Below are 20811 nucleotides of genomic sequence, written 5' to 3'. Positions count from 1 at the left end.
TCAGCGGCGGCGGTTGCGGCTGCGGGCCGCGCGCAGCCGCCGGAGCCGGGCGACCAGCATCGGCTCGGCCTCCAGCGCGGCCGGATTGTCCAGCAGCCCGTTGAGGATCTGGTAGTAACGGGTGGCGGAGAGGTCGAAGGCGTCCCGGATCGCCTGCTCCTTGGCGCCGGCATGCTTCCACCAGCGCCGCTCGAAGGCGAGGATCTCACGCTCCCGCTCGGACAGTGCCGGGTCGGCCGGCGGCGCCGGGGCGGGAATCCCGGGTACCTCCGGCGCCTCGGCACCGGGCGCGGACCGTGGCTGCGGGACGTGGGCGACCTCGGCGTGCCCGGCGGCGTCGTCCGCCTCAGTGTGCCCGGCAACGTCGCCCGCCTCAGCCTGCCCGACGGCGTCGTCCGCCTCGTCGTCGGCCGGAGCAGAGGCGTTCCGCATGGCGCTCCTCCGGGGGTAGAACAGGGCACGACCTGGGGCTCACCAGCCTACCGACGCCCGGCCGGGACCGCACCGGTCGGCACGGGCGACAACCGTCACCCCCGACCGGCCCCCGACCGGCCCCCGGCCGCAGCGCCGCACCGCTGTTCGACACCCCTTTCGAGGGCGGGCCGCCGGGGGCGGCGCCCCCGGCCGCCGCCCCCGACCCCCGTCACCCGCCGCCGTGCCGGGTCAGGTGATGTCCCGCCGCCGCATCGACCAGATCGCCCCGCCGAGCACGACCAGCAGCCCGACGGCGAGCAGCACCGACGAGTTCTGCCAGGTGATGTCCTTGGTCAGCGGTTCACACTCGCCGCTGAACGACGCCTGGCAGGCGTCCCAGTTCTTCAGCGTGACCTTCTTGTCCATCCAGGCCAGCAGGTACGTCGGCAGCAGCCAGCTCTCGATGAACCTGACCTGGGCCATCGCGAGTACGACGCCGAGGCCGAACTGCCCGACCACCATCACCCCGAGCACCCCGCCGAGCGCCAGCGCGGTGTGCCGGCCGAGCGAGGCCAGGCCGAAGCCGAGCACCCCGGCCACCAGGATCAGGGTGAGCCCGCGCAGCCCGGTCAGCCCGAACGACTCCCAGGTCCCGGGGGTCATCCCGGAGGTGCTGCCCCGGAAGCTGCCGGTCGCCCAGAACGCCGCCGTCCAGAGTGCGCCGGCCAGCACGGTCACGCCGAACAGCGCGGAGAGCAGCGCGGCCAGCTTGGTGAGGAGTACCCGGATCCGCTGCGGTCGCCAGAGCAGCAGGTTCATCATCCCGCCGGTACTCCACTCGGCGCCCACGAACGAGGCGCCCCCGACGAACGCCACCAGCGCGAGTACGGCGGTGAGCGTGGTGATGGTGGCGGCGAACTCCTCACGGAAGTCGAAGGTGGCCGGCAGGTGCCAGTCGCCCTGGAACGCCTCCCGGGGCGGCGGCTGGATGCTCGCGCAGTCCTCCGGGAAGCCCTCCTTGGCGGCGGTACCGGCCGCCTTCGCCCGCTCGCAGTTCTCCCGGTACTGCTCGGTCATCGCGACGTTCTGCTGGTAGTCCCGGTCCGCCGCGCGTTCCGCCGCGGCGACCTGGGTCGGGCCGATCTTCTGGTTGGTGAAGAACATCCCGACCGCGACGGCGACCAGCACCAGCAGCCCGGCCAGGGTCAGGTAGCGGACGAACCGCCGCTTGGCGAGCCGGCGCAGTTCCGTGGTGTAGAGGTTCACACTCCCCACCCCCCGTTCGCCCGGGAGTCGGTCCCGGCGGTGCCGTCGACCACCACGGACTGGTCGACCTGGCGGTGCTGACCCGGCACCGGCGCGGTGGCGGTCAACTCCAGGAAGACGCTCTCCAGGTCGACGGTGATCGGAGCCAGTTCGCTGACGTAGAGGTCGGCGGCGGCGAGGGTACGGGTGACGGTGGCCGGCTTGTCCACCTCGTACACCAGCAGGTGGTCGTCGTGCGGGGTGACCCGCGCGCCACTCCGGCGCAGCACGTCGACGGCGGCCGGCAGGTCGGTCACCGCCTCCAGCCGGACCCGCAGCCCGCCGCCGGAGTGCTCGGCCAGCACCTCGGCGACCGGGCCGGCGGCGACCCGGCGGCCCAGCGAGATGATGGTGACGGAGTCGCAGATCAGCTGCACCTCGCCGAGGATGTGACTGGAGACCACCACGGTCATGCCGGAGGCGGCGAGGTCGCGCATCAGGCTGCGCATCTCCCGGATGCCGCCCGGGTCGAGCCCGTTGGCCGGCTCGTCGAGGATCAGCAGCTTCGGGTTCTTCAGCAGGGCGGAGGCGACCGCGAGCCGCTGCTTCATGCCCAGCGAGTAGGTCTTGACCCGGTCCTTGGCCCGCTCCCGCAGCCCGACCAGCTCCAACACCTCCATCACCCGGGTCTGCGGCACGCCGCCGGCCCCGGCCAGCAGCGAGAGGGTGTCCCGGGCGGAGAAGTGCGGAAAGAACTGCGGACTCTCGACGATCGCGCCGACCCGGCCGGCGACCGAGGGCAGCGCCGCCGGCACCTCCTGGCCGAGGATCGCCATCCGGCCGCCGTTGGGCCGGATCAGCCCGAGCAGCGTACGCAGCGTGGTCGTCTTGCCCGAACCGTTGGGGCCGAGGAACCCGTGCACCTGGCCGGCCTCGACCCGCATGTCGAAGCCGTCCAACGCCTGCCGGGTGCCCCGACGTCTGCTCCGGTAGGTCTTGCGCAGACCTTCGATCTCCAGTACGGCAGCCATTTCGGCCTCTCTGGTCGTGTCCGGCATCACTCACGTCCGGTAACGACCGACACCGTACCATCGCTTTGCACGCTACCGCGCTATACACGCTACTTCGGTCAGAGAAGTGCTCCCTGCCGGCGCGCCGCCCGCTCCCGGGCATCCGCCGACCGCCCCCACCGGGTACGCGGCCACGGCTTCAGTACGGAGAGGATGGTGGCCACCCAGAGCGCGACCGTGAACGCGGCCAGACACGCCGTCAGGGCCACCCCGGTGGACCCCGGCACGGCGGCCGGATCGACCGTACGCAGCGCCAACTCGTCGGCGAGCGCACTCTCCACCGTCCCGGCGACCAGCGGGATGCTCACCGAGATGGCGAACTTGACCAGCACCCACCAGTGCCGGACCAGACCCCACTTCGTACCGAGCGAGACCACCAGGCCGGTGATGATGGCGAGGAACATCGACGGGATCGCCGCCGCCAGGTCGACGACGTGCAGCACCTCGTACGCGCCGTGCCGGAGCGCGTGCGAGTCGGCGGCGCTGCCGACGATCGCCAGTACGGTCATCGTGAGCGCCACGCCGAGCCAGCCGACGCTGAAGCCGACGTGCAGGACCAGCCAGACCTTCCGGGTCCGGGGCGACATCCGGGGAAACCTCGGCCGGCTCACCGCCAGGATCGTCAGCGACAGCGGGATGCCGAGCAGCGCGACCGGGGCCGGGATGCCGAAGACGAACTGCGCCAACGCCATCACCAGGTGCAGCACGATGGTGACCCGGCGACCCCGCTCCGGTCCCCGCAGCGCGGCGGCCACCGACAGCAGCGCCGCCACCGGATAGCCGACCAGGGCCGCCGCCCGGAGCACGGCGACGTCGGAGCCGCCGAGCAGCGACCCGACGGTCAGTACGGCGAAACCGGCGAAGACCCAGTGCAGCACGGTGACCGGTGCCGGCCGGGACCGGCCGGAGGCGGGGCCGGTGGACTCGGGTCGGATATCGAGAGACATGCCCCCGACGCTAGGTACGGCGGAGCCGGCCGCCATCGGCCGAGATGAGTCACCTCGCCGGCCGATGGTCGCCCGGTCCGACCGCCGAGTGCTACCAACGGATGAATCCAACGGCCGAGGCGCACCGCAGCAGAGCTGCATAGACTTCCCCGGCATGGGTCCCCGCCAGCGTCGCGCCGTGGACCTGCTCTTCGCCTCGGTCTGCGTACTGGCCGGCGTCTGGGACGGGTTCCAGTCCGGGCTGTTCGAGGGCTCCCCGATCGTCGACCACCGCGCCCCGCTGGCCGTCAACGCGACCCTCGGAGTGCTCACCGGGCTCGCCGTACTGGTCCGGCGCGACCGCCCCCTGCTGCTGTACGCCTCCGCGCTGCTCTGCTGGACCGTCGTCGGGGCGTACCCGGCGACGATTCTGGCGCAGTACTCCCTCGGCGCCCACCTCCGCTCGGCCCGGCTGCGGGTCGCGCTCACCGCCGTCATGGTGGCCGCGGTGGCCTGGCCGATCTGGCGGTCCAACGGCGGCGACGCGGGCGCCCCGCTCAGCGTCGCGCTCTGCATCCTGCCGGTGCTGGTCGGGCTCTACCTGTCGTCCCGGCGGGAGGTGCTGGCGAACCTGGAGGAACGCGCCCGGCGCAACGAGCGGGAGGAGCGGCTCCGGATCGACCAGGCCCGGGCCGAGGAGCGGGCCCAGATCGCCCGGGACATGCACGACGTGGTCACCCACCGGGTGGCGCTGATGGTGCTGCACGCCACCGCGCTGGAGTCGGCGCAGGGGCGGGACGCGGTGCGCATCGCCGGCCGGATCCAGGGCATCGGCCGGGAGGCGCTGGCCGAGCTGCGTACCCTGGTCGGCGTGCTGCGGGACGGCGCCGCCGTGCCGCTGCACCCGCAGCCCGGCCTCGACGACCTGGCCGAGTTGGTGGCCGCGTCCCGGGCGCTCGGGCACGCGGTCGAACTCCGCGTCGAGGCCGGGCTCACCGCCCCGGCCCTGGTGCAGCACGCGGTCTACCGGGTGGTGCAGGAGGCGCTGACCAACGTGCACAAGCACGCGTACGACGCCCGCACCACGGTGGCGCTCGGCTCGGACGACGACGGACTCTGGCTGGTGGTCCGGGACGACGGCGGCACCAGCGCGCCGGCCGTGGCGCCGGGCGGCGGGCACGGGCTGCTCGGCATCGCCGAACGCGTCCGGCTGGTCGGCGGCACCCTGGAGACCCGTCGACTCGCCGACGGCGGCTTCGAGGTCTCGGCCCGGCTGCCGCTGCCCGGCCCGGACCTGGCGGCACATCTGGAGGGCAGCGCGTGATCCGGCTGCTGGTGGTGGACGACGAGTGGATGGTCCGGGCGATGCTCCGGACCATCATGGACGCCTACGACGACATCGAGGTGGTCGGCGAGGCCGGCGACGGGGACGAGGCGGTACGCCAGGCGCGCGACCTGCGCCCCGACGTCGTACTGATGGACATCCGGATGCCCCGCGCCGACGGGCTCGACGCGACCGCCGCGCTGGCCCGGTTCGCGGTGCCGCCGAAGGTGGTCGTGCTGACCACCTTCGACCTCGACGAGTACGTGGCGACGGCGCTCCGGCACGGCGCGGTCGGCTTCCTGCTCAAGGACGCCACCGCCGACCAGATGGCCGCCGCGGTCCGCAGTGCCGCCGCCGGTGACGCGATGCTCTCGCCGCAGGTCACCCGCAGGTTGCTGCACCGGTTCGCCGAGCCGGCCGACCCTGGCCGCCAGCACGCCCTCCGCCGGCTCGACGTGCTGACCGGCAAGGAGCGGGAGGTACTGGTCGCGCTCGGCGAGGGACTGACCAACAGCGACATCGGCCGGCGGCTCCACCTCAGCGAGGCCACCGTGAAGAGCCACGTGAGTCGGCTCCTCGCCAAGCTCCAGCTCAGCAACCGGGTGCAGGCGGCGATCCTGGCGCACCGCGCCGGCCTGGTCCGCTGAACCGGCCGGTGCGTCCGGTCGGGGTGCGTCCGGTCAGAAGGTGCTGATGTCGAAGCGGGTGGCCCGGGCGGTCACCGGCCCCCGGCCGAGCTCGTTGCCGTCGATGTCGAGGGCCCGGTAGCTGCCCCGGCTGGTCAGCGTGTCACCGCGTACCTCGGCGTGGTGCAGCGCCCGGACCTCGCCGTTGTAGCGCGGCGGCATCCCCTTCAGGTCCTCGGGCAGCACCTGCCAGAGGGTGAACGTGACGGTACGCCGCCCGGTGGCCTCCCAGCGCCCGGTGGCGATGTGGATCCCCTGGGCGAAGGAGAGGAAGAAGCCGCCCGGCAGAAAGGTGAAGAGTGCCACCTCCTGCTCGTGCGGGAGCGTGACGACACCACGCCAGGTACCCGCGACCGGGCTGTCCGGCCCGCGACGCCCGGATGCGGACGCCTCGGCAGCCCCGCCCGCGCCCACCGCCACCCCGCTCGCGGTCACCGCCGCGCCGATCGCCATCGCACCGGCACCGGCGGCACGCCGCAGGAACCGCCGCCGGTCGTCGTCTCCGGTCATCGGAAACACCTCACCCTCGCTCACCCGGATTGGCCGAGCCGACCGTACGGCGATGCCGGGTTCGTCCACATCGCCCGTTGGTGGTCGGAGCCGCCCTCCCGGCCCACCCTTCGACTGAGTCGTCCGGCTGAATCTGGCGACGTCGTGCGGCTGAGTCGTCCGGCTGAGTCGTCCGGCCTACCGGGTCTCCGCCCGCCACAGCTCCCAGGCCAGCCAGGCCGAGCCGATCCCGACGAGTACGCCGTGCGCGATCCGTACCTCGGCGGGGGTGAAGAACTGCGGCAGGAAGAGGGCGAAGCCCAGCGCGAACGGGATCCCGCCGTACCGGGTCAGCCTGCCCGACCGCCAGACCGCGATCGCGGCCAGCACCGCGCCGACGCCCAGGGCGAGCAGTCCGATCACGAAGGTGGTGCTCGCGGCCGGGCCGAAGCGTACGGCCTCGACCACGGCGAGCAGGTCGAACCGCTGACCGTCGGCGGCTGCCCGGGCGAGGGCGTGCAGGCCGAAGTCCTCGGCGCCGTAGTACGGCAGGACCAGCCCGGCGCCGACCCACCCGGTCAGCAGCGCGGCGACGGCGGGCCGGGCGCCCGGAGTGCCGTCGACCGCCCGGCGCAGCGCGAGGAGCCCGAGCGGCAGCAGGATGAAGCCGATCATGGCGAACAGGTGCGAGGCGACCCAGGCGGCGGAACCCATCGCCGCGATCGCCCCGGCGGGGGTGGACTCGTCGTCCCAGGGCCGGCTGGCCGGATAGAGGACGAAGAGCACGCCGGTGGCGGCGAACAGAACCGCACCGGCCCGGGTACGGACGGCGGCCGGCGCCGGGGGTACGACAGCATTAGGATGCTTCATAGCTCACTAGCTAATGAGATTAGCCGTACCGTGTCAAGCGGCCGGAAGAGCGGTACCGCCTCGATGGGTCACGCGCAGACGACGTTGACGCCCGCGTCCCGGAACGCCTGGAGGGTCGCCGGGTCGGCGCCGGAGTCGGTGACCAGGGTCTCGACCCGCTCGATCGGGCAGATCCGGGCGAAGGCGTGCCCGCCCAGCTTGGACGAGTCGGCGATGATCACGACCCGCTTGGCCCGGGCCACCATCAGGTTGTTCATCGACGCCTCGCCCTCGTGGTGCGCCGCCGCGCCGAGCTGCACGTCGATGGCGTCAACCCCGAGCAGCGCCACGTCCAGGGTGACCTCGCGGAGCAGCGCGCCGCCGAGCGGGCCGACCAGCTCGAAGGACTGCGGCCGGACCACCCCGCCGGCCACCACGATCTTCATCCTGGACCGGACCAGCAGCTCGTTGGCGATGTTCAGCGCGTTGGTCACCACGGTCAACTGGGCACCGTCGGCGCTGCTGTTCAGGTCCGGCCGTACGGCCAGCCCCCGGGCCACCTCGGTGGTGGTGGTACCGCCGTTGAGCCCGACCACCATGCCCGGGGCGACCAGGGCTGCGGCGGCGGCGCCGATCCGCTGCTTCTCGGCCGAGTGCTTGGCGGTCTTGTAGCGCAGCGGGAGGTCGTACGAGACGCCGTTGGCGACCGCCCCACCCCGGGTACGCGTGATCATCTGCTGTTGGGCGAGCTGGTCGAAGTCACGCCGGATGGTCGCCTGCGAGACGTCCAGCCGGGCGGCGGCGTCCTCCACGCTGACCCGACCGGTGTCGGTCAGCAGTTCGAGCAGCGCGTTCCATCTCGCATAGCGGTCCACCTCGGGCCTCCAGCTTCGTCGCGGAGATTCCGTGCACAATAGTGCGCGAAACGCGCAGCCGCAAAACTTTGTTCTGCGCAAAGCTGCGCGCGGTTGCCACGACCGATGTCTTTCGCGCAGAATGACGCGCGAAAGATCGTCAAACCGAGCCGTATTGCGCAGGCCGGTCCGCCGTCACATGGCGCCGCCCCGCCGGTGCGGTCTCCCGCCCGCGAGGAGCTGCGATGGGCCACGTCGACGCGGAGATCGCCAGCCAACCCGAGTGCTGGCGACAGGCCGCCACCCAGGCCGCCGACTCGACCGCCGCACTGCCCCGGCCCGGCGAACGGGTCGCCGTGGTCGGCTGCGGCACCTCCTGGTTCATGGCGATGGCCTACGCCAGCCTGCGCGAGCGCGCCGGACACGGCGAGACCGACGCCTTCCAGGCCTCCGAGTTCCCGCTCGACCGCCGGTACGACCGGGTCCTGGCGATCACCCGCTCCGGCACCACCACCGAGGTGCTGGACGTCCTCGCCGCGCTGCGCGGGCGCCGGCCGAGCACCGTGATCGTCGGAGATCCGGACTCCCCGGCCACGGAACTCGCCGAGCAGAGCATCGCGCTGCCCTTCGCCGATGAGCGCTCCGTGGTGCAGACCCGGTTCGCCACCAGCGCCCTGGCCCTGCTCCGGGCCCACCTCGGCACCGGCATCACCGCGCTGGCCGCCGACGCCGAGGTCGCGGTACGCGCCCCGCTGCCGTTCGACCCCGCCCGGGTCGAGCAGATCACCTTCCTCGGCCGGGGCTGGACGGTCGGGATCGCCCACGAGGCGGCGCTCAAGTGCCGCGAGGCGGCCGGTGCCTGGGCCGAGGCGTACCCGGCGATGGACTACCGGCACGGCCCGATCTCGATCGCCGGACCGGGCCGGCTGGTCTGGGCGTTCGGCGAGGTCCCCGACGGGCTGGCCGAGGACATCGCGGCCACCGGGGCGGCGTTCGTGCACAGCCGGACCAGCAACGTGCACGCCGTGATCGGCGGCTGGGCGGCGGGCCGGCCGCCGCTGGACCCGATGGCCGACCTGATCCTGGCCCAGCGCTTCGCGGTCGCCCTGGCCGAGGGGCGCGGCCTCGACCCGGACGCGCCCCGGCACCTGCGCCGGTCCGTGGTGCTCGCGTGACCGACCCCGCCGTGCCGGCGACCACCGGCGCCGGCACACCGACCGGTGGCAACGGCCAGGACGGGAGTGTGGTCGTCGCGCTCGACGTCGGCGGGACCGGGATGAAGTGCGCCCTGGTCCGGACCGACGGCCGGGTCGCGCACACCGAACGGCACCACACCCTGGCCGAGCACGGTCCGGCGGCCGTGGTGGAGCGCATCCTCGACGTCGCCGAGGGGCTCGCCGGAAAGGCGCGGGCCGACGGGCTGACCCCGCTCGCGGTCGGGCTCGCCGTGCCCGGGGTGGTCGACGAGGCCACCGGCCGGGCGGTCTGGTCGGCGAACCTGGGCTTCCGGGACGTACCCCTGCGGGAGCTGGTCACCGCGCGGCTCGGCCTGCCCTCGGCGCTCGGCCACGACGTGCGCTCCGGCGGCCTCGCCGAGGCCCGGCTCGGCGCCGGACGGGGCACCCGGCACGTGCTCTTCCTCGCCATCGGCACCGGGATCGCCGCCGCGCACGTGGTGGACGGGTCGGCCTTCGCGGGCGCGCACGGCGCCGCCGGCGAGCTGGGCCACGTCGTCGTACGCCCCGACGGGCCGCGCTGCGGCTGCGGCCGGCTCGGCTGCCTGGAGGCGGTCGCCTCGGCCGCCGCCGTCGGCCGGCGCTACACGGCGCTGACCGGTCTTCCGGCGACCGCCGCCGAGGTGGTCACCCGGGCGACCGGCGGCGAGGAGACCGCGAGCCTGGTGTGGCGGGAGACGGTCGACGCCCTCGCCGACGGGCTCGCCATCGCCCAGGCGCTCTACGACACCGAGGTCGTCGTGCTCGGTGGCGGGCTGGCCGAGGCCGGCGCCGACCTGCTCGACCCGCTCGGCGTGGCGCTGCGGCAACGACTGACGTTCCAGACCGAGCCCCGGCTGCTCCGCGCGGCCCTCGGCGACGAGGCCGGCTCCCTCGGCGCCGCCCTGCTCGCCCTCGACGCGATGAACCGACCGTGAGTGGCCGCGCGGCCCTCCCCGGCCCGCCCGACGCGAGCCGTCCCGGCCCGGACGGGCGGGAGAGGAACGACGACATGACCGAGCCAGACGTCGTCGGTCGGATCGGTCTGATACGTCATGGCGACGACCAGCACAGCGAGGAGACGACATGACCGTCCGGGTCAGTGGCAAGGTGGTAACCCCGACCGGCGTGATCCGGCAGGGCTGTGTGGAGCTGGACGGCGAGCGGATCTCGGCGGTCGCCGAATATCCGTCGATCCGGGACGGGCACTGGATCGTGCCCGGCTTCGTGGACATGCACAGCCACGGGGGCGGCGGGCACACCTTCACCACCGGGGACGCCGACGAGGCCCGGGCCGCCGCCGGATTCCATCTCTCGCACGGCACCACCAGCATCCTGGCCAGCCTGGTCAGCTCGCCGTACGAGCTGATGCGGGACGCCACTGAGGCGTTCGCCCCGCTGGTCAAGGAGGGCGTACTGGCCGGCGTGCACTACGAGGGGCCCTACCTGTCCGGGGTGCGCTGCGGGGCGCAGAACCCGAAGTTCCTCCGCGACCCCTCCCTGGACGAGCTGACCGAGCTGCTCGCCCTCGGCGACGGTACGGTCCGGATGGTCACCATCGCCCCCGAGCTGCCCGGCGCGCTGGCCGCGATCGAGCTGCTCGTCTCCCGCCGGGTCGTCGCGGCGATCGGGCACACCGACGCCACGTACGAGCAGACCGGTGCCGGGGTGATCGCCGGGGCGACCGTGGCGACGCATCTCTTCAACGGCATGCCCAGCGCACACCACCGGGAGCCGGGACCGGTCTTCGCGCTGCTCGGCTCCCCCAACGTGGTCTGCGAGCTGGTCGCCGACGGCGTACACCTGCACCAGGGCACCCTGGCGTTCGCCGCCGGGGTGGCCGGCGCGGACCGGGCCGCCCTGATCACCGACGCGATGGCGGCGGCCGGGATGCCCGACGGCGAGTACGAGCTGGGCGGCCAGCCGGTGGTGGTGGCCGAGGGTACCGTCCGGCTGGCCACCGCCGACTCCTCGCCGGGGGCGATCGCCGGCAGCGTGCTGACCATGGACGCGGCGCTGCGCGCGGCGGTGGCGGCCGGGATCCCGATGGTGGACGCCTGCCGGATGGCCGCGACCACCCCGGCCCGGGCGATCGGGCTCGGCGACCGGCGGGGTGCGCTGCTGCCCGGCTGGCGGGCCGACCTGGTGGTGCTGGACGACGACCTGAACGTCGTCCAGGTGATGCGCGGCGGCGAGTGGGTCGAGTAGCTCGCTGCTTGCCTCGCTGCCTGCGAGGTGCGGGTGCATCGACACCGCATCGACTGCCGCGGAGCCCCCGGCCGGGGCGCCGAGGGACCGCTGCGAAGGACTTCCTCCGCGGCCGACCACCCGCCCGCGGTCGCGCATGCCGTGCAGCGGTGCGGCGGTGCGGCGGTGCGGCGGTGCGGCGGTGCGGCGAGGGTGGCGCGATGGCCGCTCAGAAGGTTGCCCCCTGAGGTGCCGTCCCGGTCGGGTCGGCACCTCAGGGCACCGGCGTGCTACCCGTCGGAATTCTGCTGCCGGCCGCGATCGGCCGACGGCGCCGCACGTTCCGGCTTGCCGGCCCCGGTCGACACCTTGTCGGCGGCGTGGCGACCGGAGCGGGGCTCGGGGACGGTGTCGCCGACCGCCGCCGCGCGGGGACGGCGCAGTGCCTTGAGGAGCCCGACGATCACCAGGGCCAGGCCGATGACCAGGAGCGCGAGCGGGCCCCACAGCTTGACCATCTGGAGCAGCTGCCGGTTGGAGCCGGCCGCCTCGGCGCTGCGCGCGATCGTGTCGTCGGTGTAGGTGAAGACCGCGTCGAGGATGACCGCCTCCTGCCCGTTGTTGCCGACGAGGCTCTTGCGCTGCGCCTCCTGCACCTTGATGAACTGGCCGGTGGTCGGCTCCACCCACACGGAGCGGGTGTTGCTGTAGCGGACCTGGCTGGTGGTGGCGCCGGGCAGCAACTGACTCGCCAGGAGCTGGAGGCGGTCGGCCGGCAGCTCCTGCGTCGCGTCGCGGATCTCCTGGGTGAACTGGTACGTCTCCAGCCCCTTGATCTCCTCGGTCTTGACGAAGCGCGCCGGCTGGGAGGCGTTGATGTCCCGGTCGAAGATGTCGTACGTCTTCTTCTCGGTGCCGAACGGGAACTTGTAGATCTGGCCCGAGTAGCTGACGCTCTGCCGGTTGTTGCCGGTGTCGAGCCACTGCTTGTTCCACGGCAGGGCGGCGCCGGTCTTCCGATCGAGTGCCAGCGACGTACTGTAGGCGCTGATCAGGGCCTTGGTGTCGGTGCGGATGACCTCCTGGCCGACCAGCCACACCACGGCGTCGCCGTCGAGCGGGCCCTCCAGTTTCGCGGTCTCCTTGGCGTCCGGCTGCACGGTGATGGTCGAACGCAGGGTGCCCTGGTTCACCTCCGCCTTACCCTCGGTGATCTGCAGGAATCGGGCGTTGGGCGCTTCGGCGACGGACTGGGTGCGTTCCAGGTCGTACGGCAGACGGTCCACCTGGGGTGCCACGACGAACGCGAGACCGCCAGCGAAGACCAACGCGAGAACACCGACGCCGAACAGCGCCGCGCCGATGACGCGGGACCTCATAGTGCCTCCACGATTCAGGAACGGATATTCGGCAGGCGGACTGCTTGCCGGCTGCCAGAGGTTACTACCGAGTCACATCCGGATGCGACCCCTGCGCGGCTTGTTCCTACTCCCGATCGTCGGGTTTTGCCGTCTTGCGCAGCACGATGGTGAAATTCCAGCTGAACGTCTCCCGTAACACCGGGACTCGGGCCACCCAGCGCGCCCACCCCGGGTGGTACCGGGGCAGCACGTCGACGATCTCGATCACGCCGGCGCGCCGGGCCGCCCTGGCCCACCGCATCGCCCGCGCGGCGCTGACCGGGAAGAGGGTGTGCCCGACCCGGTTCTTCGGCTCCCGGCCGTTACGGCGCAGGTAGCGCCGTCGGGCCCGCTCGCCACCCAGGAAGTGCCACGGCGACGTCTCGTGGCCGCCCCACGGGGACAGCCACGGGGTGAACGACACGAAAACGGTGCCGCCCGCCCGGGTCACCCGGACCATCTCGTCCAGCATCGCCTCGGGCTCGGCGACGTGTTCGAGCACATTGGACGAGTAGCAGACCTGCACCCCGCCGGACCGCACGGGCAGCGCGGTCCCGCTGCCCCGCACCATGCCCGACACGGCGGCACCGGCCGCGGCGAAGTCACCGACGGCCGGGTCCAGCCCGACGTACGCCGCGCCGGCCCTGCGGAATTCGGTGGCGAAGTAGCCGGGGCCGCCACCCACGTCGAGGACCCGCGCTCCAGCCAGGTCCACATAGGACCTCAGTTGGCGCACGGAGTCGTCGGCGAGCAGCGAGTAGAACCGGTCGGGGTCGGACTGTTCGTGCAGGAACCCCCGGAACAGCGCGATCGACCGACCGAGCGTCGCCCGGTGCCGCTGCTCGTCCGGCCGCTCCGGCCGCTCCGGCCGCTCCGGCCGCTCGTCCGGCTGCTCCGGCGACGGCTCCGGCTGCTCCGGCTCCGGCTGCTCCGGGTCCGGCGACGGCCCGGGCTCCGGCCGCAGTTCGGTGTCGGTGTCAGAGCCGGAGCCGGTGTCGGTGTCGGTGTCGGAGCCGGTGTCGGACCTGGACGGGCGGCCGACGGTCGGCGCCACGGTCGCCGCGACGGCGCACACCGCCGTGAGCATCGCCGTCTGCACCACGGCACCATGCACCCACTCCTGCCCGTGCCCCAGCATGCGGCCGAGGACGGCCGCCACGATGCCGCCGGTACCGGCGACCAGGGCTATCCCCGGCAGTGCACCCGGGCGCAGCAGGCGTACCAGCATGGCGGCGAGCAGCAGCGCGGTCGCGGCCGCACCGCCGAGGGCGACCGCGAGCGCCACCAGCGGCACCACGATCCACCAGCCACCGGCACCCGACGACAGTTCCGTCGCCGGGCCGTCGGCCGGTCGGCGGCGTCGGGCCACCGGAAGCGCGGCGAGTCCGACGAGGAGCACGGCGGCGGCGCCGGCCGCCAGCCCGACCCGGTAGGGCCGGTCCGGGGCGAAGCTCAGCGTCACGGTGCCACCGGCACCGGCCGGCACCTCGAACGCCTGCTGCCAGCCGTCGACCCGTTCGGCCCGCAGCCGCTCTCCGCCCAGCGTGGCGGTCCAGCCGGCGTTGAAGTTCTCCGGTACGACGAGCAGCGCCGCCTCGCCCGCGCCGATCGTGACCGTCCGTTCGGTGGCCTTCCACCTGTCGACCCGCACGTCGCGGGACCGGGTGGACGCCGCCGGGCCGGTCCCGGCCGGCACGAGCGCCGCCGAGTCCACGACGAACTCGGCCGACGGGGCCGTACGCAGGCGGTGTTCGCCGGCGGGGAGCTGCACCCATTCGCTGGCGAAGTCGTCGCAGACGGTCACCGCGAGCGACCGGCCGGCGCGCAGGTCGGCGAGGGTGCCGGAGACCGACGTCGGGTACCCGACGCCGTCGAGCGTCACCGTCGGCCCGTCGCCGCACGGCACCGACACCGGTGGGTCGGCATCGGCCGGCGCCAGGAGGTCGGCGAGCGCGGGAACCTCGACCTCGGCGACGCCGACCGGTGCCGGCCACGCGCTGCCTCGGGAGTCGGCCACCGCGCCGTCGAACCCGGTCACCGTGACGTCCAGCCGGTCGGTCGTCGACCTCGGGAAGCGGATCCAGCCGTCCGCGCCGACCGGCGCGCTGGTCGCACCGGTCCCGGTACGCAGCACGACCTGCCGGGGCACGGCGGAGACCGGCGCCGTCGGCGCGACCAGTCGCAGCCGGTCGATCGTCCGACGCTCGTTCCAGCGCAGGCGCAGCGTCGGCCGTTCGTCGACCGGCTCCGCGAGCCACGCCGTGGCCGGATCGCCGTCCACCGCCGCGCCCGCGCCGACCGAGACGTCCCCGGCGAGCACCGACGAGGCCGACGCGGTCACCGGGCGCCGCACCGGCATCGACCCGTTCACGCGCGGTCGCGCGGTCAGGCTCAGCGAGTACCTCGCTGGCACCGGCGTGGCGAAGAACCGGTCCACGCCCAGCGGTTCCTCGCCCGAGCGGGCCAGGAACTGGTCGCAGCGGAGGCCGGCCGAGCCGGTGAAGCAGGCGCCGCGCTCCTGCGGGGCACGGCCGAACGCGTACGCCGGTGCCGGCCCCCCGCTCAGGTCGGCCGGCGCGCGCAGGGCACGGTGGGCCGTCAGCCCCGGAACGCCGAGCTCGCGCAGTGCCACCGGGCCGCCGCTGTAGCCCTGGCGAAGGGCGAGCACCGTCACCCGTACGGTCGTGGTCAGGCCGGGGAGCGTCTCGAGCCGGTGTGGCCCGGGGGTGTCCGGCACCGCCCGGTCGACCTCGCCCTGGTCGGTGCCGACCCGCACCAGCCCGACCGGGAGCGCCGCCCGCAGGTCGTCGGAGAAGTCCACGGTCACCTCGGTGACCCGGCGCGGCGTGTCCAGGGTGACCTCCAGCCACTGGCCCGGGGCGGGTTCGAACGGGTCGGAACGCCAGGCGGTGGTGGGGTCGCCGTCGAGCGCCGCAAACGGGAGGTAGGACGGCTCGGTGCCGCCGAGCGAGTCGGCGAAGCTGGCGCCGCTGGACGCGTCCACCGAACGGATGCCCTCGTACGCGGCAACGGTCTGATGCCCGGCGGGGGCGAACGGCAGCAGGTCGCTGCGGAGCCGTCCCTGCTGGGTCGCCTCGTCGGCGGTCAGGGTGTGGCTGACGTTGTCACGCATCCGGCCCACGTTCAGCTCGCGTCGACGCAGCCCGTCGGTGACGATCCGCGGGCCGGTCGCGTCGGCGGACTCCGCGTCGCCGGTCAGCAGGACCGGCTGCCGGGGGTCGAGCAGCCCCTGCTCGATCACCCCGAGCAGCGACTCCGGCCCGCCGCTGACCACCGGCACGTCGGCGCGGGCCGACGCTGACACGGTGGGGACCGCACGGTCAACGGCGAAGATCTCGATCACCGGTACGGACTCGGCCGCGTCGACGGGACTGCGTTGCGGATCGTCGACGCCCACCGTCGGACCGAACGACGCGGCCCGCCGCAGCCCGGGGGAGTTCGCGATCGCCTGCCGGATGACCGCGACCGGCGGGGCGCCGCTGGCCGCCCGGTCGATGTCGTGCCGGACCAGCAGGTAGCGGTAGCCGGAGCGGGCGAGGAAGTCGGCGAGCGCCGGTGAGCCACGGCCCTGCGCGAGGACCGCCTCGACGGTGTCCATCACCCGGATGTTGCCCTCGGAGCCGAGCGGGATCTGGTGCCGGGTCGCCCAGGGGGCGCCGGCCAGCGGCTGGATCGGCTCGTCGACCGTCCGGCCCCAGGTGTGCTGCGCGAACCCTGATCCGGGGACGACCAGCGTGCGCGCCCGGGAATCCTGGGCGGCGAGCCAGTCGGCCGCCTGCCGCCAGTGCCCGGGCAGGTCCGTCCAGCCCGGACCCGGCCGCAGCATGAGCAACCAGGCGGGCGCGGACGCGACGATCAGCAGGGCCGCCACGACCGGCGCCACCGGGATCCGTACCCGGGGTCGGGCGATCCGGCGGCTGGCCGCGTGCGCGAGGCCGAGCAGCAGCGGCAGCCGCAGCACCGGCTCGAACTTGTGCACGTTGCGCAGCGGCGCGAGTGGCCCGTCGAGCAGGTCGCGGACGAACGGGGCGAACGGGCTGTCCAGGGTGCCGAGGTAGCCGACGGTCAGCAGGGTCAGCCCGGTCAGCACGCCGAGGACGAGGAACCGGCGCTCGGGCAGGCCGCGCAGCGCGAGCCCGACCAGGCCGACCAACGCGACCAGCGCGGTCGTGACCATCAGTACGGGGTTGTCGACGAGCATCCAGCCGGCCGGCCACCACGGTTCGCCCTGGACGATGTAGCCGACCCACTGGTTGGTGCCGCGTACGGCCTGGAAGAGCGAGGTCACCGCGGTGGTCGTCACAGACGACTCGATGTAGTCCAGGAACGGCAGGCTGTACTGCCCGAAGAGCAGCAGCGGCACCACCCACCAGAGGGTCGCGCCCGCCACGAAGACGCACCACCAGGCGCCGAGCACCGCCAGGTGCCGGTCCCAGCGCCGGGTCGCCAGCCAGAGGACGGGCAGCACCAGCGCCATCACGGTGGCGGCGGCGTTGATTCCGCCCATGAAGAGCACGGCCAGCCCGGAGAGGGCCGCCGCACGCCGGGCCGAGCCGATGCGGCGCACCGCCACCAACGGCAGCAACACCCATGGCAGCGCGACCACCGGCAGCATCTCCGCGGAGAGGGGGCCGATCTCGGTCAGCATCCGGGGTGCGAGCGCGTAGGCCAGCCCGGCCAGCAGCCGCCCGGGCTCCGTACCGATCCGCAGCGCCCGGGCGAGCAGCACCACGCCGAGGTATCCGGCGCAGAGCAGGAGCGCGCTCCAGGCTCGCTGGGTCACCCACGGGGGCAGGCCGAGCAGGTCACCGGCGGCGAAGAACGGGCCCATCGGGAACAGGTAGCCGTACGCCTGCTGCTGCAGCTCCCCCGAGGCCGCCTCCGGGTTCCACAGGTGCAGCGCCCGGGCCATGAACCCGATCGGGTCGACGGCCAGGTCCAGCTTGGTGTCGAAGGTGGTCCGGCCGGGGCGCTGCACCACGGCGAGCACCACGAGGAGGAGCGCGCCCGCCGAGGTCGCGAGACGCCGCCGGCGACGGCCCACCGGATCGGCCCCGCCGGTCGCGTCTGCCGGTCGGGCCGGGGTCGGCCGGGAGACGCGGTCCCGCGTGCTGGCCGTCATCGGCGGCACTTCGGCGGCAGGCAGCTGAACTCGGCCAGCGCGGAGAAGAAGATCTGCTGGATGCCGGACGGTCGCGGGGTCAGTGCCACCCGGCCACCCGTGGCGCGGGCGATCTGTCGGAGTTCGTCCGGATCGATCTCCGGGCCGACGCCGATGAACAGGATCGGCAGGGGACGGCGCTTGTCGCGCAACCTGGCCAGCTCGTCCAGCAGCTTGGCGCGGCTGATCCCGCTCGCGTTGTCGTCCTTGCCGTCGGTCAGGACCAGCACCATGTTGATCCGCCCGGCGGTCCAGTTCCGGGTCGCGTCGCGGTACGCGGCGAGAGTCGTGTCGTAGAGTCCGGTCGCGCCGTTCGGCTTGACGCGTACCCGGTCGAGCGCCTTCGCGATCTCCGCGCGGCGCGGGCCGACCGGACCCACCGGTATCACCTCGCGGTAGTCACGCTCGCCGTCCAGGTTGGTGGAGAACTCCCAGACGCCGAGTTCGGTGGTGCCGAGAAGCAGTTCAGCACCGTCCTGGGCGGCCTTGATCGTGGCGGAGATCCGGGTCTCCGCCGAACCCGGCAACCGTGCGGCCATCGAACCGGAGATGTCCAGGACCGCCAGCATCCGGGCGCTGATGTGCACCCCGCCCCACGCGTTGATCAGCGCGGTCGCGTCCGCCTCGGCGGGCAGGGGCACCGGCGGGTACGTCCCGGTGCGGATCCCGTTGCCTGCGGTGATGCCGGCCGGCGGCCCGCCGCTCGGGGTACGCAGGCCGTGGCCGGTCACCGCCGCCGCACCCTCGGCGGCGAGCATCCCGCGCAGGAAGGCGGCGGCGCCCTCGCGGGCCGCACCGGCGGTGAGGATCGCGTACGGGTAGTCCGGGCCGGGCACGGGCCGAGGCGGGTAGACGGCGACCTGGCGCGTGCCGCCCTCGACGGCGGCCAGCAGGACGTCCTGCTCGGTGCTGACGACAGCGGATTCGGCCGCACCGGGGCCGGTGGGCACGGGGTGCGCACCGGGGAACGGCACGGTACGGGCCGCCAGTCGACGCATGATCGCCGCCGCGCCGGCGGACGGTTGGGCGGTGTCGGCGAGCGCCCGGACGGCCACCAGCGCGCCGAAGCCGAGCGGGCTGGCCGTCGGGTCGGGCAGCGCGACGGGCAGCGGTGGTCGTTCGGCGGCGACCAGCGTGGCCCAGCCGAGGGTACGGTCGCGGCTGAGCCGCGCGTGGGACCGCACGTCGAGCGACAGCACGACCGGGGTACTCGCCACGGAGACGCCCTCTGCCGGCACCTGGAAGGCCCCGGCGGCGCGCGCCCGGCGCAGCCACAGGGTCGACTCCGGCAACCAGGCGTCGGGGGGAGCGGTGGCCGTCGCCGTGGCCGTGCTGGGCGGCGGGTTCGTCGGTGTGCCGGGTACGGCAGCGTCGGCCGCCCGCGTCGTGAGGTCGCGCAGCACGTCCGCGGACTCGCGTGGCTGCACCAGGACGTCGAGGCAGCGTTCCCGGGCGACCAGGTCGCGCGCGACCTGTCGGGCGGGCGGCTCGACGCTCGGCGCCACCGCGATCCGGAGGGTGGTCCGTTTCGCGCAGGGCGGTTCCTGCCGGGTCCGCTCCAGATATGTGCTCGCACCCCAACCGCCGAGCACCGCGACCAGCGCGCCGCTCAGGAGCAGGACCGGCCAGAACTCCGGCCGGGTCCGCAGGCCGCCGTTCGCCACGCGTCCTCCTCAGTGACGTCACCGTTGCGGATGTCTGCAGAGCGCCCTAGTGTGACCCAACCGCGAACCGTACTCGCTAGTAGGGGTGGATGAGTAGGCCATGACCTCCGGTCCGCACGTCCTCTTCCTGAGCTGGCGGGACACCCGCCATCCAGAGGGCGGCGGTTCGGAGGTCTTCCTCGAACGGGTCGCAGCCGAGCTGGCCGCGCGCGGTTACCGGGTGACCCTGTTCTGCCAGTCGCACGAGAACGGCCCCGCGTTGGAGGCGATGGCCGAGGGGGCCCACATCCTACGCCGCGGTGGCCGCCACACGGTCTACCTGTACGCGGCCCTGATCTACCTGGCGGGCACCATCGGCATCGGCCCGCTCGCCCGGCGGCGGCTCGGCCGGCCGGACGTGATCGTCGACGTGTGCAACGGCATGCCGTTCCTCAGCCGGGTCTACGCCCGCCGCCCGGTCATCGTGCTGGTCCACCACGTGCACCGTGAGCAGTGGCCGGTGGTCTTCGGCCCCCGGGTGGCCCGGATCGGCTGGTGGATCGAGTCCCGGCTGGCGGTACGGGTCTACCGGACCTGCCGGTACGTCACCGTGTCCGAGTCGACCCGCCGGGAACTGGCCGGGCTCGGCGTGGACCCGGGCCGCGTCGCGGTCATCCACAACGGAACGCCGGACGTCGTCGGCCCGCCGGTGCCGCGTACCGCCCACCCGAGCCTGGTGGTGCTCGGCCGGCTCGTTCCGCACAAGCGGGTGGAGCTGGCGCTGCGCGCCACCGCGCTGCTCGCGGCGGAGCTGCCAGGGCTGGAGCTGGTGGTGGCCGGTCAGGGCTGGTGGAACGAGCCGCTGCGGCAGCTCGCCGCCGACCTCGACATCACCGAGCGCGTCCGGTTCACCGGCTTTGTCCCCGAGGGTCAGAAGCACGAGCTGCTGTGCCGCTCGTGGGTGTCGCTGCTGCCGTCGCTCAAGGAGGGTTGGGGGCTGACGATCGTGGAGGCCGGCGCCCGGGGCACTCCGTCCGTCGCGTTCCGCGCCGCCGGCGGCGTCGCCGAGGCGATGGCCGACGGGCAGACCGGCATCCTGGTGAACGACGAGGCCCAGTTCTTTCACGCGGTCCGGGCGTTGCTGTTGGATCCGGACCGGCGCGCGGAGATGGGCACGGCGGCGGCGGCCTATGCGCGCCGCTTCACCTGGTCGGTGTCGGGGGCGGCATTCGCGGAGGTGGTTGCCGGGCAGTTGCCGGCAGCCACGTCGGAGCTAGCGGATCAGCGGGTGCCGTAGACGTTGCTGACAGCGGTGTCGGCGGTCTCCT

Annotated in this window: 16 protein-coding genes; 6 read left to right on the top strand and 10 right to left on the bottom strand. The window is 73.8% G+C overall.

The annotated features are described in order from the left end of the window. From C6361_RS10890 to C6361_RS10875, 4 genes are all read right to left on the bottom strand, one after another. Complete coding sequence (locus tag C6361_RS10890; RefSeq protein ID WP_107267663.1) at positions 1 to 432, bottom strand: DUF3263 domain-containing protein; 432 nt, start codon at positions 430 to 432, stop codon at positions 1 to 3. Positions 433 to 663: 231 nt separating this feature from the next. After that, a complete protein-coding gene (locus C6361_RS10885) occupies positions 664 to 1680 on the bottom strand; it encodes an ABC transporter permease subunit (RefSeq protein WP_107267662.1) in 1017 nt (338 codons plus the stop codon). Next, complete coding sequence (locus C6361_RS10880) at positions 1677 to 2690, bottom strand: ATP-binding cassette domain-containing protein (RefSeq protein ID WP_107267661.1); 1014 nt, start codon at positions 2688 to 2690, stop codon at positions 1677 to 1679. The genes C6361_RS10885 and C6361_RS10880 overlap by 4 nt, the downstream gene beginning before the upstream one ends. Positions 2691 to 2788: 98 nt before the next feature. Further along, positions 2789 to 3676, bottom strand: a complete 888-nt coding sequence (locus C6361_RS10875; RefSeq protein WP_107267660.1) for a hypothetical protein — start codon at positions 3674 to 3676, stop codon at positions 2789 to 2791. A 154-nt stretch (positions 3677 to 3830) separates the two neighbouring features. On the opposite strand from C6361_RS10875, the gene C6361_RS10870 reads away from it, so the two are divergent. Both C6361_RS10870 and C6361_RS10865 read left to right on the top strand, forming a co-directional pair. Continuing rightward, positions 3831 to 4979, top strand: coding sequence for a sensor histidine kinase (locus C6361_RS10870; RefSeq protein ID WP_159079285.1), 1149 nt, complete (start codon positions 3831 to 3833; stop codon positions 4977 to 4979). Continuing rightward, a complete protein-coding gene (locus tag C6361_RS10865) occupies positions 4976 to 5626 on the top strand; it encodes a response regulator transcription factor (protein ID WP_107267658.1) in 651 nt (216 codons plus the stop codon). Before C6361_RS10870 ends, C6361_RS10865 begins: the two co-directional genes overlap by 4 nt. Positions 5627 to 5659: 33 nt before the next feature. On the opposite strand, the gene C6361_RS10860 is transcribed toward C6361_RS10865, so the two are convergent. The 3 genes from C6361_RS10860 to C6361_RS10850 form a co-directional block, all read right to left on the bottom strand. After that, positions 5660 to 6175, bottom strand: a complete 516-nt coding sequence (locus C6361_RS10860; protein ID WP_159079284.1) for a hypothetical protein — start codon at positions 6173 to 6175, stop codon at positions 5660 to 5662. A gap of 177 nt (positions 6176 to 6352) precedes the next feature. Next, entirely contained in the window at positions 6353 to 7024 is a 672-nt protein-coding gene (locus C6361_RS10855; protein WP_159079283.1) for a hypothetical protein, read from the bottom strand. A gap of 68 nt (positions 7025 to 7092) precedes the next feature. Next, complete coding sequence (locus C6361_RS10850; protein WP_101369278.1) at positions 7093 to 7878, bottom strand: DeoR/GlpR family DNA-binding transcription regulator; 786 nt, start codon at positions 7876 to 7878, stop codon at positions 7093 to 7095. 224 nt (positions 7879 to 8102) lie between these two features. Here C6361_RS10850 and C6361_RS10845 point away from each other — a divergent pair, with 224 nt between their 5' ends. The 3 genes from C6361_RS10845 (at position 8103) to nagA (ending at position 11279) form a co-directional block, all read left to right on the top strand. After that, the gene (locus tag C6361_RS10845; RefSeq protein WP_107267655.1) at positions 8103 to 9032 is read left to right on the top strand and encodes an SIS domain-containing protein; all 930 of its coding nucleotides are present in this window, start codon (positions 8103 to 8105) and stop codon (positions 9030 to 9032) included. Between the two features lie 11 nt (positions 9033 to 9043). Next, positions 9044 to 10009, top strand: a complete 966-nt coding sequence (locus tag C6361_RS10840) for an ROK family protein (RefSeq protein WP_304598547.1) — start codon at positions 9044 to 9046, stop codon at positions 10007 to 10009. A gap of 148 nt (positions 10010 to 10157) precedes the next feature. After that, on the top strand, positions 10158 to 11279 hold the full coding sequence (nagA, locus tag C6361_RS10835; RefSeq protein ID WP_107257500.1) for an N-acetylglucosamine-6-phosphate deacetylase: 1122 nt from the start codon (positions 10158 to 10160) through the stop codon (positions 11277 to 11279). Positions 11280 to 11548: 269 nt separating this feature from the next. Here the strand turns inward: nagA and C6361_RS10830 are convergent, their stop codons facing one another. The 3 genes from C6361_RS10830 to C6361_RS10820 form a co-directional block, all read right to left on the bottom strand. Then, positions 11549 to 12637, bottom strand: a complete 1089-nt coding sequence (locus C6361_RS10830; protein ID WP_107267654.1) for a DUF3068 domain-containing protein — start codon at positions 12635 to 12637, stop codon at positions 11549 to 11551. A gap of 106 nt (positions 12638 to 12743) precedes the next feature. Beyond that, complete coding sequence (locus C6361_RS10825; protein WP_107270880.1) at positions 12744 to 17801, bottom strand: alpha-(1->3)-arabinofuranosyltransferase family protein; 5058 nt, start codon at positions 17799 to 17801, stop codon at positions 12744 to 12746. Further along, positions 17798 to 19504: a substrate-binding domain-containing protein gene (locus C6361_RS10820; RefSeq protein WP_107267653.1), complete on the bottom strand. Its 1707-nt coding sequence runs from the start codon at positions 19502 to 19504 to the stop codon at positions 17798 to 17800. Before C6361_RS10820 ends, C6361_RS10825 begins: the two co-directional genes overlap by 4 nt. Positions 19505 to 19604: 100 nt before the next feature. Here C6361_RS10820 and C6361_RS10815 point away from each other — a divergent pair, with 100 nt between their 5' ends. Beyond that, the gene (locus C6361_RS10815; RefSeq protein ID WP_107267652.1) at positions 19605 to 20780 is read left to right on the top strand and encodes a glycosyltransferase family 4 protein; all 1176 of its coding nucleotides are present in this window, start codon (positions 19605 to 19607) and stop codon (positions 20778 to 20780) included. Positions 20781 to 20811: the final 31 nt, after the last annotated feature.

This window comes from Plantactinospora sp. BC1 (assembly GCF_003030345.1).
GTDB lineage: Bacteria > Actinomycetota > Actinomycetes > Mycobacteriales > Micromonosporaceae > Plantactinospora.
This window is presented reverse-complemented; position numbering and strand designations above follow the sequence as displayed.